This is a genomic window from uncultured Fluviicola sp. (genome assembly GCF_902168135.1).
Taxonomy (GTDB): domain Bacteria; phylum Bacteroidota; class Bacteroidia; order Flavobacteriales_D; family Crocinitomicaceae; genus Fluviicola.
This window is the reverse complement of record NZ_CABHOL010000008.1, coordinates 72,418-86,694: the sequence shown is the minus strand read 5'-3', so window position 1 is coordinate 86,694 and position 14,277 is coordinate 72,418. Positions and strand designations below refer to the sequence as shown.

General features: G+C 41.0%; 18 protein-coding genes. 4 read left to right on the top strand and 14 right to left on the bottom strand.

Annotated elements, in window-relative coordinates:
- Nucleotides 1-21: 21 nt before the first annotated feature.
- On the bottom strand, nt 22-372 hold the full coding sequence (locus QZT69_RS01485) for a MerR family transcriptional regulator (RefSeq protein WP_294669842.1): 351 nt from the start codon (nt 370-372) through the stop codon (nt 22-24).
- A gap of 83 nt (nt 373-455) precedes the next feature.
- On the opposite strand from QZT69_RS01485, the gene QZT69_RS01480 reads away from it, so the two are divergent.
- Nucleotides 456-1,016 (top strand): C40 family peptidase, encoded by a 561-nt coding sequence (locus tag QZT69_RS01480; protein ID WP_294669840.1) that lies wholly within the window; start codon nt 456-458, stop codon nt 1,014-1,016.
- Here QZT69_RS01480 and QZT69_RS01475 read toward each other — a convergent pair.
- A complete protein-coding gene (locus QZT69_RS01475; RefSeq protein ID WP_294669838.1) occupies nt 1,013-2,173 on the bottom strand; it encodes an MFS transporter in 1,161 nt (386 codons plus the stop codon). The genes QZT69_RS01480 and QZT69_RS01475 overlap by 4 nt on opposite strands.
- 87 nt (nt 2,174-2,260) lie before the next feature.
- Between QZT69_RS01475 and msrA the strand changes: the two genes are divergently transcribed.
- Nucleotides 2,261-2,788, top strand: a complete 528-nt coding sequence (msrA, locus tag QZT69_RS01470) for a peptide-methionine (S)-S-oxide reductase MsrA (RefSeq protein WP_294669836.1) — start codon at nt 2,261-2,263, stop codon at nt 2,786-2,788.
- Nucleotides 2,789-2,847: 59 nt separating this feature from the next.
- Here msrA and QZT69_RS01465 read toward each other — a convergent pair whose 3' ends face one another.
- Complete coding sequence (locus QZT69_RS01465) at nt 2,848-3,288, bottom strand: hypothetical protein (protein ID WP_294669834.1); 441 nt, start codon at nt 3,286-3,288, stop codon at nt 2,848-2,850.
- A gap of 122 nt (nt 3,289-3,410) precedes the next feature.
- Here QZT69_RS01465 and QZT69_RS01460 point away from each other — a divergent pair, with 122 nt between their 5' ends.
- Nucleotides 3,411-4,136: a leucine-rich repeat domain-containing protein gene (locus tag QZT69_RS01460; protein WP_294669832.1), complete on the top strand. Its 726-nt coding sequence runs from the start codon at nt 3,411-3,413 to the stop codon at nt 4,134-4,136.
- Here the strand turns inward: QZT69_RS01460 and QZT69_RS01455 are convergent.
- The 10 genes from QZT69_RS01455 to QZT69_RS01410 all read right to left on the bottom strand — a co-directional run bounded on the left by QZT69_RS01455 (nt 4,121) and on the right by QZT69_RS01410 (nt 11,160).
- Nucleotides 4,121-4,669, bottom strand: a complete 549-nt coding sequence (locus QZT69_RS01455) for a CPBP family intramembrane glutamic endopeptidase (protein WP_294669830.1) — start codon at nt 4,667-4,669, stop codon at nt 4,121-4,123. The two genes, QZT69_RS01460 and QZT69_RS01455, sit on opposite strands and share 16 nt — an antisense overlap.
- Nucleotides 4,670-5,152 (bottom strand): cupin domain-containing protein, encoded by a 483-nt coding sequence (locus tag QZT69_RS01450; RefSeq protein ID WP_294669828.1) that lies wholly within the window; start codon nt 5,150-5,152, stop codon nt 4,670-4,672.
- 2 nt (nt 5,153-5,154) lie between these two features.
- Nucleotides 5,155-5,931: an outer membrane beta-barrel protein gene (locus tag QZT69_RS01445; protein ID WP_294669826.1), complete on the bottom strand. Its 777-nt coding sequence runs from the start codon at nt 5,929-5,931 to the stop codon at nt 5,155-5,157.
- A gap of 59 nt (nt 5,932-5,990) precedes the next feature.
- On the bottom strand, nt 5,991-6,761 hold the full coding sequence (locus QZT69_RS01440) for an outer membrane beta-barrel protein (protein WP_294669825.1): 771 nt from the start codon (nt 6,759-6,761) through the stop codon (nt 5,991-5,993).
- A 75-nt stretch (nt 6,762-6,836) separates the two neighbouring features.
- Complete coding sequence (locus QZT69_RS01435) at nt 6,837-7,421, bottom strand: nitroreductase (protein ID WP_294669824.1); 585 nt, start codon at nt 7,419-7,421, stop codon at nt 6,837-6,839.
- 55 nt (nt 7,422-7,476) lie between these two features.
- Complete coding sequence (locus QZT69_RS01430; RefSeq protein WP_294669823.1) at nt 7,477-8,910, bottom strand: thioredoxin-like domain-containing protein; 1,434 nt, start codon at nt 8,908-8,910, stop codon at nt 7,477-7,479.
- Between the two features lie 2 nt (nt 8,911-8,912).
- Nucleotides 8,913-9,374, bottom strand: a complete 462-nt coding sequence (coaD, locus tag QZT69_RS01425; protein ID WP_294669821.1) for a pantetheine-phosphate adenylyltransferase — start codon at nt 9,372-9,374, stop codon at nt 8,913-8,915.
- Nucleotides 9,375-9,378: 4 nt separating this feature from the next.
- Complete coding sequence (locus QZT69_RS01420; RefSeq protein WP_294669819.1) at nt 9,379-9,915, bottom strand: RsmD family RNA methyltransferase; 537 nt, start codon at nt 9,913-9,915, stop codon at nt 9,379-9,381.
- Nucleotides 9,906-10,655, bottom strand: coding sequence for a DUF3822 family protein (locus QZT69_RS01415; protein WP_294669817.1), 750 nt, complete (start codon nt 10,653-10,655; stop codon nt 9,906-9,908). Before QZT69_RS01415 ends, QZT69_RS01420 begins: the two co-directional genes overlap by 10 nt.
- A 127-nt stretch (nt 10,656-10,782) precedes the next feature.
- Nucleotides 10,783-11,160: a GxxExxY protein gene (locus QZT69_RS01410; protein ID WP_294669815.1), complete on the bottom strand. Its 378-nt coding sequence runs from the start codon at nt 11,158-11,160 to the stop codon at nt 10,783-10,785.
- 278 nt (nt 11,161-11,438) lie between these two features.
- On the opposite strand from QZT69_RS01410, the gene QZT69_RS01405 reads away from it, so the two are divergent.
- Nucleotides 11,439-12,872, top strand: coding sequence for an ATP-dependent RecD-like DNA helicase (locus QZT69_RS01405; protein ID WP_294669813.1), 1,434 nt, complete (start codon nt 11,439-11,441; stop codon nt 12,870-12,872).
- 75 nt (nt 12,873-12,947) lie between these two features.
- Here the strand turns inward: QZT69_RS01405 and QZT69_RS01400 are convergent, their stop codons facing one another.
- Nucleotides 12,948-14,276: a PrsW family glutamic-type intramembrane protease gene (locus QZT69_RS01400; RefSeq protein ID WP_294669811.1), complete on the bottom strand. Its 1,329-nt coding sequence runs from the start codon at nt 14,274-14,276 to the stop codon at nt 12,948-12,950.
- Nucleotide 14,277: the final 1 nt, after the last annotated feature.

The following is a 14,277-nucleotide window of genomic DNA, read 5'->3' as shown; positions in this document are numbered from 1 at the left end:
TATAAGAGACAGCCATATATACTATTTCTTCAATTCCAGTAATTTCGATTTGATCTTTTCCAACTTATCTATCAGGATTTCATTTTGAGGTCCATGATTGGCTTCAGTGACATTCTTGTCGCCTGATTTCAGGGCTTTTTTGGCACCGTCAAGCGTATATCCCTGTTCTTTTACCAGTTGGTAAATCTTGTTAAAATGTTCAATGTCTTTTACAGTAAATAAACGATTTCCCTTTTTATTTTTCTTGGGCTGAATGACTGTGAATTCTTTCTCCCAAAACCTTATCAGCGAGGTGTTTACGTCAAATATAGCAGCAACCTCCCCGATGGAATAATATAACTTGGTTAAAACGATATTTTCTAATTTACTCAAGACCAACTATTTTGATTCTGTGAAAATAATGATAATTTTGCACCGTCAGAAATATTATGTCCTTAAAAACTTACATATTTTCGATGGCTGTCATTCTAACGAGCAGTGCGGTTCACGCACAGACAGCTACAGGTTCTTTACCTCAAAAGAGTCCGGTTTCTTCGGATACCCTTTCGAAACAGGCAGCGACTTCTGCGGTATCAGCAGTAGACTCTGCTCCAAAAATCAATAAGCAGGTAGAAGAAATCATTCAATTCGCGAAGAAATTTTTAGGAACTCCATATCATTATGCCGGTTCAACACCATCTGGTTTCGATTGCAGCGGTTTTATTTACTACGTAATGGGGAACTTCGGAATGCGTCTTTCGCGCTCAAGCCCCGGATTGGCGGAGTTTGGAAAAACGGTTAAATTGTCTGAATTGCAGCCCGGAGACCTGATGTTCTTCAAGGGGAGAAGTACGCGTTCGGCGGGTGTAGGTCACGTTGCAATGGTTGTGGAGGTAAAAGACGGTGTTATTAAGTTCATTCACAGTTCAACTTCCCGCGGAGTCATTATTGATACCTTCAATAACAGCGGTTATTATGTTCCGCGCTATTTAAAGTCCAAGCGTTTGGATTACGGGGGAATTGCTCCGAAGAACTAGTGTTTCGCTTTTTTCGTTTTTAGATGCCACAGCAGGTAAAGAATGCATAAAAATGCCATTCCCGCGCCAAATAAGAATACATTCCAAATCGATTCCAGGTTATTTTGATACCACAAGTCGGTAGACAGAGCACCGCTGAGTACACCGAATTCCAACGCGATAAACATGGTTCCCGTTCCGCGACCGCGCCTGTTTTTAGGAGAAAGATCTGCCGTCCAGGCAAAAATAGTCGGAGAAATAATCCCGGTCGCTATTCCGAAAATGATCGACGAAATATAATACCAGCTTTCCGTCTTTGACAGACCGATCAGTATCATGGAAATACACAATATAACCATCCCGACTACCAGTGTTTGTCTTCTTCCGTAAGTATCCGATACTTTTCCGGTTACTAATCGGATTAAAATAGTGGCCATTACATAGAAAATGAAGAATGCCCCTTTATTCTCAATGTGCAGATGATCTGAAATATCGGGAGAAAGCACCAAAATAATTCCTGAACACATGGCGGAAAGAAACATCACGACAGCTACCGGGATTACGCTGGGTTCAATAATTTCATCGGATTTGATTTGCAGGTTGCTCCATTTGAATTTCGCGGGTTTTGCAAGTGTTTCCTTTACATTGAAATACAAGATGTAAGACAGAGCAGTGAATAGTGCCGCTGTAAAAAATAATGCATCCCGGTTCCCGATATCTACGATAAAACTGGAAAGCCCTTGCCCCAGTCCCATGCCGATTGATATGAAAGTTCCCCAAAGCCCCATCCCGAAACCGCGTTTGTCTTCGGGTAGAATATCCGTAATCAAAGCTGTTGCACCGGTCGGGTAAAAGCCAACACTGAATCCGTGCAGGAAACGAAGTGTCAATAAAAACCAGGCTGCAAATGCAAAGGAATACAAGGAACAAACAGCCACGGAGATCAGCAATCCAATTAACATGACTTTTTTACGCCCGATTATATCTGATAACTTCCCGGAAAACGGCCTGGAAAAACCTGCCGAAATGGTAAATAATCCGATGATCAATCCTTTTAAACCCGGAGAACCAAGATCAGTTAGAAACGCATTCATTTCCGGAATTACAATATTGTAACTCGTTGTGAAAAGAAGCATGGAGAAGCTTAACTTCCAAAAGTTGGAACTATACGTTTTCAAGATAGCTCAAAAGTAGTCAAACCTTTTGGTTAGTGAAGGAATCCGGATTCTAAAACTTCCCGTACTTTTGATAAAAAGAACTTAAAAATGAAAGAAGCTACATTGGGAGCCGGATGTTTTTGGTGCATTGAGGCATGTTATAAAGACCTGAAAGGAGTTATTTCCGTGACTTCCGGTTATGCCGGCGGACATGTCGACCATCCGACCTATAAGCAGATTTGTAACGGAGATACCGGACATGCGGAAGTGGCCCGGGTCGTTTATGATGAATCACTGATCTCCTTTGATGAGTTATTGGAAGTGTTTTGGTTTGTTCACGATCCGACACAGTTAAATCGCCAGGGAAATGACATCGGGACGCAGTATCGTTCGGTCATATTCTATCACGATGCCGAACAAAAGGAGAAAGCTTTGGCTTATAAAGCAAAATTAACCGAAGAGCATGTGTGGGAAAATCCGATTGTTACTGAAATTTCTCCGATTTCCAACTATTTTCCTGCAGAGGATTACCATCAGAATTATTTGGAATTGAATCCGGGAAATGCTTATTGCCAGGCAGTAGTAAGGCCGAAATATGAGAAATTCAAAAAAGTATTTGCTGACAGATTGAAATGAAAATATCTGGGGTTGATGGGGACGCGATGCTTCGCGTCCCTACAAATTGCCCCTTATTTTTATAATTCATCTTCTTCTGCAGGAGGGCTTGCCGGTTTTCCTTTTCTACCCTTTGCATCTTGTTTTTCAGCACGTTTGGCCTGCATCTTTTCGCGTTTTTCTTTTTCCCAGGCTTCATACTTCGCATACTGATCAGCTGTAAGTACTTCTTTGTACTGCACATTGCGAGCGTTTTGGTTTTCTTTCAACTGTGCCATTTTTTGTTCTCTTGTCAAAGAAGTATTGTCACGGATTGCATCATTCTTTTGAGCAATTCCCAGGTTGATGTCGTGGATTTTTGCAGTTTGCGCATCATCCAGACCTAGTTTTGTTTTCATTTTCTGAGCTGAGTTCGTTGCTCTTTCTTCCGCAGGTTTACGTTCTTTTTTGGGATGTGGCTGCTGTTGCGCAATTGCTGTTGCGCCAACTACCATTGCCAATGCTAAAATAAGTGTCTTCATATTGAACTGTTTTATTTATTTCTTATCGTTAAGACAGAAATTGTGCCAATTGGTTTAATTGTTCAAGAGATCAATGGATTAAAAAATTCAAATGCATCGGTATATTATTGTATTTTCGGGATATGCAGAAAATCCTTTTCATTCTTTTCACCGCAGTTGCAGGAACAGCTTGTTCAGTTATAACTGCTTCCAGAACAGATGGGAGAGAGGTTTTCATGAACCATAAACGTTTGGGAGCTGTTCCTTTTGAGTTGTATTACGACACCACCATCACCAAGATTTCACTTTTTGGCAACCAGATTACGGATATTGACAGCGATATAGTCAATCTACAGCACCTAGAGGTGCTTTATTTAGGCCGGAATAAAATGACATCATTCCCGGTAGCAATTTGCAGCCTGAAGAATCTGAAAGTGCTTAGTTTGGCGTATAATGATATTGATTCGATACCGGATTGTATCTGCAGGCTTCAAAACCTGGAACGCTTGTTTTTATCCAATAATAAATTGGTATATGTTTCTGATTCTCTGGGAAGTTTAAAAAAATTGGAGCAGCTCGATCTTAACCGGAATTCCATCAGGCACCTTCCTGAGGACCTGGGCTATTTATCATCAATGCAATTTATGGACCTGAGCTTTAATAACCTGGATAAGCTGCCGGATTCTATGCAGTACATGCGGGGGTTGAGAGAATTGAACCTTCAATATGCAGGAGCTATGCTGCGGGTTCCCGAATCAGCATGTACTTTAAGGTTTATAGAGAAAATAAAAGCCGATCCGTCTATTGTGTTCCCTATCTGTTTTTTATCACAGCAGACCAACCGTTTGGTGATTTACATCGAACCGTGATTTCTTCCCCAGAAATAGAACAGGACAAAATCATAGCTTGCATGTGCGGCGATACAAAACCACAATCCTTGTTCGCCTGAAATGGCAAAGCTCAGTACCATTATGAATAAACAAACCAGGAGACCGTATTTTGTAGTATCCCAATCTTTCGGGTTGATGTAGCCGTGGATAGCCACAAAAGCTAAGGAAGCCAAAATAGGATGCAGCCACTGCTGAACAGCTACCCGGAAGAGAATTTCTTCGCCGAAACCGGCACAAAGCGAAAGGAACAGGATATCGATAATCGATAAACGCATATCCCGGATCAGTTGATGCTGACCTGAAAAGCTTTTGCGGGCTTCCTCTGTATTGGTCAATATGAGCATGAAAACCCCGAAGACTACTCCGTACTCAATACCTATTCCCGTCCAGATAGAATCAATTCTGTCGAATTGTAAGAATTGGCTTATTTCAGGCATCCCGCAAAGAAGCCAGCCGAGAGGTGCCAGCAGTAAGGTGACAAATCCCATCAAGTAGACTTTCCATTTTGACATCTACGTCAATTTATCAATAATAGACTGATGCTCAGGATAAAGTCCGGCTAGTTCTTGTGCAGTGAACAATTCGAAATCGGCGAAATCAAAACCTGGTGCTACTGCGCAGGAAACGAAAGCATAACCGGTATCATTTTTCAGGTGAGAACCAAAAATAGTTCTTGCGGGGACTACATGAAAAGGAACTTCATTTTGCGTTAAATCGAGTCCGAGTTCAGTAATTTGATGTTCACCGTTTTCCAGGATACTGTGGACCAGCAGGGGAGAGCCTTCATGAAAGTACCAGCATTCATCCGATTGTATCCGGTGGAACCTGGAGACACTGTTTCCGGTGATTAGAAAGTAAATACTTGTTAAGAGCTGTCTGTCTTTTCCCGGGATTGATTCTGAAGAACGGTAAGTTTCAGCATAATAACCACCTTCCGGGTGACTTTTCAGATTGAACGCTTCAATAAGGTCTTTTGCTCTCTGCGGGATTTCCATGTTTATTCAATAAGAGGTTTGTTTCCCAAACTTTTTTTCTTTTTCGGTGTTGGGATGAAATACCTGAAATCAATGGTAAAATAACCTGCTTCAAGTGGCTTATAAGCTGATATCTTGTCGCCTTTTTTACTGTATCTAAAAATAGAAACTCCAAAAAATGGCGGTTTGAACGGAACTTTAGCACCAAATCCCAAAAAGAATGTTCCTGCTTTCAGTGTACGGTACTCAAGCCCAATTCCGGCATTGAAAGCAAAATATGTCCTTTCTGTTCTTCTTCCCTGGACAAAAATAGTTCTTTCTGTTTTAGGATGCATGGAATCTTGAACATTTGAAGGATAATGTGTCAGTGATATTCCAAGCGATGCATCTGCCAGCCATTTTTTTGTTAGAGGTACATAAAAAAGAGCATTAAGAGGGATGTCATAATTTGCCAATGCTAATTTTTGACTTCCATAAATGTTTGAGTCCGGCATGGAGACAGTTGCTTGGTACACCCTTCTTACCTGGGAAATTCCAGTTTCCATGCTAATGTATTTGAATAATCCGATTCGGATTGTACCTCCGAAAGTAAATCCCCATTTGTTATCAAAATAGGCAGTCATAGCGCCTGAATTATCCTTCAGCTCCGTATGAACAGAACCGATGAAGTTGTTTGGTATAACCGGAGAAGCAGTAATTCCGAAATAGGATGGAAAACGTTCCTTTTTTTGTTTTTGAGTAATCGAAAGAAAAGAAAGTACGCAGAAAACCGGAACTGAAATTGAAATTGATCTTGGCATATTGAGAGGTTTGTTTTTAGAACGGTTCCTCCTTTAATACCGTTGGAATAACTGCTAAATTATTCGATAATCGGCTTATTGACCGGGTCTTTTTTCTTTTTAGGTGTGGGAATGAAATACCTGAAATCGATGGTGAAATAACCTGCAGATATCGGTTTATAAGCAGACAGCTGTAGGGCTGTTCCGCTCTGTCTCAAAATGGAGACACCGAAGAATGGCGGTTTAAACGGAACTTTGGCTCCAAAACCCAGATAGAATGTACCTGCTTTTTCAGTTCGGTACTCAAAACCTACACCGGCGTTGAATGCAAAATAGGTGCTTGCGGTTCTTCTTCCCTGTATAAAAATAGCTTTTTTGGCTTCAGGAAGCATGGAATCCTGTACATCAGAAGGGTAATGTGTAATTGATACTCCAAGGGAAGCATCTGCGTACCATTTCTCACTCAGCGGAACGTAAAAAAGTGCATTGAGCGGAATGTCGTAATTCACAAAAGAGAGTTTCTGTTCATCATAGATATTGGAGTCCGGGATAGAAACTCCCACATTGTAAACTCTTCTGACCTGTGAAATCCCGGTTTCGATACTGATGGTTTTAGTCAATCCGATCCGGATCGTTGCTCCGAAGGTGAATCCCCATTTGTTGTGAAAATCGGTTGTCATTGAGCCGGTACTATCTTGCATTTCCGTATGCACTGCACCAATGAAATTGTTAGGAATAACAGGAGAGGCTACAACACCAAAATAGGACGGAAAACGTTCTTTTTTTCGTTTTTGACCAAAGGAAGCAAGCGAAAAAGCACAAATAAATAGGATAAATAGGAATTTCTGCATTGTACTTTTTTCTCTTTTTCTTTTAAACGGATTTTGTTTTGAACTCGTTGGTAGACTAACGTTGATTTGTAGAACTTATTGTTTCCACTCGGTTAGGTATTCAATAGGTTTGCGCTGTCCTTTCGGCCATTCTATAGAAGGATATCCCAGGTAAAATAAGCCCACGCAGCGCTGTTCATTGGTAAGTCCCAGGAAATCATGGAAGCGCCCGGACTTCATAATTCCGGGTGTAGACCAGAAAGCACCGATTCCCTGAGCAGTGGCCGTTAAGTGCATATTTTGGACAGCAGACGCAATGGCTGCGAAATCATCGTCTTCCGAAATGCGTGTTCCCTCCTCCCGGTGAAGTATCAATGCGATTACTGCGCTTGCCATTTTAGGACGGCTCATCAATTTTCCCAGTTTACTGTCAACTTGTTTTTCTTTAGGCGTTTCTGACAAGTAAATGCTTCCCAAAGCTTCAGAAAGATCATTTAGCGCATTTTCCTGGAAAACAATGAATCTCCATGGCTGTGTCATGCCGTGAGTTGGTGCCCAAACAGCATTGTTCAGCAAAAGTTCGATTTGTTCTTTGTGTATTTTTCGGGTACTGTATTGTTCCGGGTATATGGTTCTTCGATCGCGAATAATCGCTGTTACTTCACTCAGATTGTAACGCATTCTTTCAATTTTTTTTGTAAAAGTACTTCGAATTCACGAATTACAGTCCAACAATTTAGCGATCCGAACCATTTCCACCTTCCTTCAATGCCTTTTGGATCAGGAAGAAGATTTTGTCGATTGTATCATAAGAACCATTGGGAACAGGACCCAATGCGGGAGCGCTGATCACATATCCGAACGGGTCTATGAGTATGTAGTACGGGTAATTGACCACGTTGTAATTCTTGAAAATGGAACTACTTTCTTTAGCAGGAATTACTTTCCAGGGCAATTCATTCTTCAGTTTCGAGGCATCAATTTCCGGTTTGTCTTTATAGACCATTACAAAGTTAAAATTGTCTTTGTAACGCTCATAGATCGGTTTCAGAAGGTTCATTTGTTTCATGTTATCCGTACTGGTCGGATCAGTAAAGAACAGATACAGGTATTTCTTCTGGAAACTCTGAAGTGTCAGGTCCTGGTTACCGTCTTTCAGCAAAAAATCAGGTGCTTTGGATCCCGAACTTAATTCGGTAAGCCTAAAACGGATGTTTTGAGCAATGGCTTGGTTCTCAGGATATAGTGCAACTTTCGAAACACTGTCCAGGATGGTCAGGATATTGGTCTGCGGGTAATCTTTCTCATAATAACATTCAGCAAGTGTCTTCAGCATGATTAATTCGCGCAGTTTATACTGTTTTGACAAAGTGTATTCCCTTGAAAGTGCTTTGGCAATTGCTGTTGGACTTGATTTCAGTATTCCCAGGTAAACCTGGTTATTCAATTCAGAGCTAATGCGCGGCAGCAATTTTTCATAAAAATGGAGGATATACTGCATGTAGGCTTCATTCTGATAGTAAACAGGTGTATTGAAGATATAGAAATCGAATTTTTCATACTGGTTGCGCGCCCCCATAAAACGAAGGTCATCCAATTTCGCAATGGTGTATTTTCTGTGATAGTTGAAATACCTGTCGAGGGTATCTGCTTTGTAGTATTTTTCGACATCCATTTTAAAAGTGTCGAGCCGGGCAACGAAATATTTTGAATCAGCATTGTTCTTGGTATAATAACGCGCTACAAACTCATCATTCCAGCGGTTGAACTCCAGGATTTTATAGTTGATGTCATCTTTCGACAGACCGTAGAAGATCAATTCCACGAAATTTCCCGAAGGGTTATAGGGGTCGTATTTGCTTTTTTCAGGAAACAATACCTCGTATTTTGCTGAGGGACTGGCAAACATATTTGCTTTGTTATTTCCGCTTTTTAAGATCAGCTTACGCGTTTCGTCGAGGTTAAAAACCAGGCTGAAAGTACTGTCTTCTTTTACTGTTGAAGATGCAATGCGTTCTTCTCTCAGTGTAATATAATCTGAAATTTGGTAGACTTCTATTTCTTTTCCTGCGTAAGCCGGAGCAAATCCGCTAATCTCTGTGAGTGATTGTCCCTGGACCCGGGAAAATAGAATAAAAACGAAAAAAAGGATAAGAGTGTATCTGTTCATGTCTAATTAACGAGCTGATCGAAATTTGTTACATACTTATCAATTTTCCCGCCATTTTTATAGATCTCGCGAATAATTGTTGCATTGATGGCAAACAAGGATGTATCAGGAATCAGGAAAACTGTTTCTATCTCAGTCATATCACGGTTCATCAAAGCTATTGGAACTTCGTAGTTAAAATCTTTCACATCTCTCAATCCGCGTAAAATGTAATTGCAGCCTTCGTCCTGACACATTTCAACAGTCAGTTTCTCGTAAGTGATTACCCGGATTTTTGGTTCGCCCTCGAAACAACTTTGAATGTGCTGTAATCTCTTTTCCAGCGGGAATAAATAGTTTTTGGTAGAATTAACCCCCACAGCAATAACGATTTCGTCAAACAAATCGAGTCCTTTGCGGATAATATCTTCATGACCTTTTGTAAACGGATCAAAAGATCCGGGAAAGCAAGCACTTTTTTTCATGTCATTAAAATTGGAAGAAACTAAAGTAAACGTTACCGAAGTTCCTGGTTTCTAAATATCCTTCTTCCTGGCTGAGGTCTGTTTGTTTTCCGTGTTCTATCAAACAAATCCCTCCCTTGTTCAGGAGTTTACGTTCACGTATAATACGAACGATGCTGTCGTGGAATGTGAGGTCGTATGGAGGATCTGCAAAGATGAGGTCAAAGGTGTCCTCACACTTTTCCAGGTAACCCCGCACTTCATTTTTAGTAATGAGCCATTCGTCTTCGATCCCGAGTTCGTTTTTCAATTTGTACATGAATTTGATACAAACCGGATGCTTGTCTACGGAGGTAACATTTCCTGCTTCCCTGGAGAGGAATTCGAGTGAAATATTGCCTGTCCCTGCACAAAGGTCCAATATATTAAGATTGACCAGGCTGTACCTGTTTTCCAGTACATTGAAAATACCTTCTTTTGCAAAATCCGTTGTGGGTCTTGAAGGAAAGTTTTTAGGAGGGCTAAATCTCCGGGCTTTATAAATACCTCTTACTATACGCACAATGTCTGGAATTGAAGGTGAATGGACGGTTGGATTTCTATTTTTGATTGTTGGAACAACTGGATCTTTTTTAAATGAGATTCCAAACGTTTCTGAGTATTTTCGATTTGTTCTCCGGTACCATGAAGAAATAATTCGTTCTTAGAATCAATTTTAAGCTGTGTAAACACGGTTGCCAAATGGTATACAATGTCTTCTTCGCTTTGATATTCCTGGATACTTGTATGTGCAATGTTTCCATCTTTTCGGACTACCAGTGAAAACTGCTCTTCGTGGATAACCAAATGGCTGCGCAGCGGAATGAGCGACCCTGTTGTAAGTTGGCGGAGGACATGGGCTATTTCATGCTGGATCACAATTCTGGGTGCTTTGAGTATCAGAACGGATTTTACCCACATCGGAAGCTGGTAAATGATTACGGAACTCCATTCGGGCAGACGGTTGTAATCGACTTCCCCTTTTGAAATGGTTTTGTGAATCGTATATTGAAGCAGTGTTTCCGGATTTGAGGCTGCAAACAGCGAGTTTGGTACCAGGCAGAATTCATGAGCAAAGTAGGAGCAGGAGAAATCATTGAAACGATCCAGGTTCCCGATCTTTTCGATGACCTGGGTCAATACTTCTTTGTAGCCTGCATCTGTTCGTTTGGTACAATTTGCTTTTTCCAATAGCTGGATTTCACTCCCAATGAGCTGGAAGGCTGAAATGCTTTGCTGAGTAATTTCAAGTATTAACTGCACAAATTCGTTTTGTACAAATATAAGAAAACTCATTTGGGTTATTCCCTAAAGAGAAGTGAGTTTGTCCTGGTTAATAATCAGGTGTTTTTTAGCACGCAGATTAATAGATTTCGCAGATATCTTCTTTTTACAAGTTGTTTACTATGCGTGCTATACCTTCTCGCATATTGGAGGTGTTGAAATTTACCAATAATCCAAGTTTTAGATTTGTCAACCTTAGATAGGTCGTCAACTGTTTAAAATGGAGGGAAGAAAAATCAGTCACTGATTTGAGTTCAACAATTACCTTATCTTCTATAATTAAATCAAGTCTGTAAGCTACGTCAAGTTTTATATCCTTATATAAAAAGGGAATTTCAATTTGTCGTTCAACTTTTAAACCCTCTTTCTTAAGCTCATAGTATAGAGCGGCTTCATATACACTTTCCAATAATCCCGGACCAACCGTATTGTAAATCTCAAAGATAGCACCTCTGATTTTATAGGATATTTCATTCTCTGTCATAGGTTGAAGCTAATTACAAAATAGAAATAATGCGCTATTGACTTTTTTGATTTTTATTCTTAAATTATTGAATATGAGTTGTTAATGAGGGATGTCCGAGATGTTTTTTAGCACGCAGATTAATAGATTCAGCTTCGCTGAACTTGCGTTTCGCAGATTCTTTTAGGGTAAGATCTTGATTGCTTTCCAGTGTCTATCCAAACACTATTGGTACAACTTTAATAAAACATCTGCGTGATCAGCGAGATCAGCGTGCAAATTATGGGTAATTTTAGTTTATGAACTCAGCGTCTATTCAGGAGGAGTGTTACCGGTTGATTTGTTCTTTTTTTGGTCATACGCCGAATGAAGAGCAGGAATTACTCATACGTCATCTTTCTGAGTTTACATTTGAAACGGAAAATCCGTCCTGTTTTATTTTGAAAGGGTATGCCGGAACAGGTAAGACAAGCATCCTGGGGGCTTATATCCAGGCGTTGAATGTCTTGAAGCGAAAAACGGTCTTGATGGCCCCCACGGGAAGAGCTGCTAAAGTGCTTTCCATGCGGTCTAAAATGCCTGCAACTACCATTCACAAACGCATTTATTTTACGGATGCCGGACCAGACGGATCAATGAAGCTGCAACTGGCACCCAATAAATCGAAGAACGCGATATTCATTATTGATGAGGCTTCCATGATCGGGGATTATTCCCTGCAGTCGGATGGAAGCGTTTCCCGGAATTTACTGGAGGATGTTTTCCAGTATGCACTGAGCGGTGAGAATTGTAAGTTGATCTTGTTGGGTGATGAGGGCCAGCTGCCACCGGTCGGATCAGATGAAAGTCCGGCGTTGAGCACTGCTTATCTGAACCAGCATTTCCCGTTGGTTCATTTTACGGTTTACGGACTTACTTCAGTGGTAAGACAGCGCACGGATTCCGGGATTTTGGAAAATGCAACACGTATCCGGTTGTCACAGGTACAGGAAACGGTTCCTCAATTGGACCTGCATTCGTTTAAGGATGTACAAGCTGTTCCGGGAGATGAACTGATCGAGAAAATAGAATCTTCCTACAGCAATTTCGGAGCCGATGAAGTGATGATTGTTACCCGTTCGAATAAGCGTGCTAATCTGTATAATCAGCATATCCGCAACCGGATCTTGATGATGGAGGAAGAACTGTGCGGCGGGGATCTGCTTATGGTGGTGAAGAATAATTATTATTGGCTTGATCCCTTAAGCTCTGCCGGATTTATTGCTAATGGAGAATTGTTGAAGGTACACCGGATTCGAAGGATTGAGGAAGTTTATGGTGTGCGTTTTGCACGTTTGGAAGTTTCTCTGATTGACTATCCGGATCTGGACCGTTTCGAAGCTATTGCATTTATGGAGACGCTAACCATCGAACAGCCGAACCTGGACCGCGGTTTTTTGAAAGAATTATTCTTTGAGATCGAAAAGGATTTTATGCATGAGAAAAACAAACAGAAACGTTACCAGGAAATTATGAAATCACCTTATTTCAATGCACTTCAAATCAAGTTCGCATATGCCGTAACCTGTCATAAATCTCAGGGCGGACAATGGTCTGCGGTGTTTGTTGATCACGGTTACCTGGAACCCGAGCAGATTGATTTTTCCTTTCTTCGCTGGCTCTATACCGCTGTTACGCGTGCAAGTGAGCAGTTGTATACGGTGAATTTGATGGAGGAATTGGTCGATAAATAATTATCAATTATGAATTATTAATTGCCACGACGGATCTTGATAATTGAATCATTAAACATTGATAATTTAGATGTCTCACATAGGTAACAAAACGGCGTATTCCCGGAAAGTGTATTTTTTGATCGATCTGGCCTCTGAAGTTGCGTTTGGATTTTCCACGCGAAGAACTCCTGCAATCGGGTATTTATCGTTTGCCATATTCGGATAGGTGGGCTTTGCACGAAGCAGGTGAATAGAGTAGGGACTCATTTTATCGCTTTCATAAATCCGAACGATGTAGAATACTTCATTCTTTTTAGAAACCACTTTGTGTTCCATGTATGCGAGTTTCTTTTCACGGAGATAATGCGAATGCTTTGAAATTGGCTTTAAGTAAAAATAAGTCTCCATGAATGGATTGATGTGTGCTTCATTGTAGTTTTCACCTTTAATGGAGATGCGGCTCCTGGATTGGGAAGAATCTGAATTGAGCTTGAAGGGAAATTCCGGTTTGATCTTTTCCCACCGACCTTTGACCAGGTTGAAACGACTCAGTCTCCCGATAGTCAAAATGATAATAACTCCTGAAAAAACAACGGATAAAGCAATCGACCGTATACTCCATTCCAGATCGTGGTCCCAAAGAGTAAGCAGGAATTGTGCCCCGAAAATGATGCAGTAATAAATGAATAAACGTTTAAAAACAAAGGATGAATCGATAATTTCCTTGTAACTGAAGTAAGGTGAATTGTTTATAGAGTTGTTAAGGATCACTGCGAATACTGAGATTGTGACCAGGAAATAGAGCACGGTAAATAACCATCCGACCTGGTGGAGCGGGGGATACATCAGGAAGAAATCGTAGATACCATGAGCCAATGAAGCCAGCAAAAAGCAGACAACGATAGTCAGGAACGAGTTTTTCTCTGATTTGAACTTAAACAAAATCAATCCATAAGCGATGATGGAAGTATCGAACATGTGCCCGACTGTTGAGAGGATTGCTCGTCCGTTAATGATCTCAGGTCCGCTTCTGCTGAAGTAAGTCACGTGTTCCACTGCCGAAAACCCCAGTGCGCAAACGGAGACGTACATCAAATAGTCGATCGGTTCTTTCAGGTGTGAACGGAATAAAAGGAAGAATACAAAGAACGCCGAAATCTTGGAAAATTCTTCGAGCATTCCTACCTGGAAAATGGCATATGCCAAATCATTCAGGATGTTTCCATTGATCTCCAGAGCGCTTCCGTCAAGGATATAAGCGTGAAAACCGAAAACAACGAATACGGAACTTCCGCCCAGCAAAAAAGCTGCAATTACGTGTGCCAGGCTGTTCTTATGATGGATGTCAATCAGGCGGAAATAATCTACCCAGATCCAGGCAATAAACAGCGAAATGAGCGAGTAGGTTAGGACCAGCAGCACG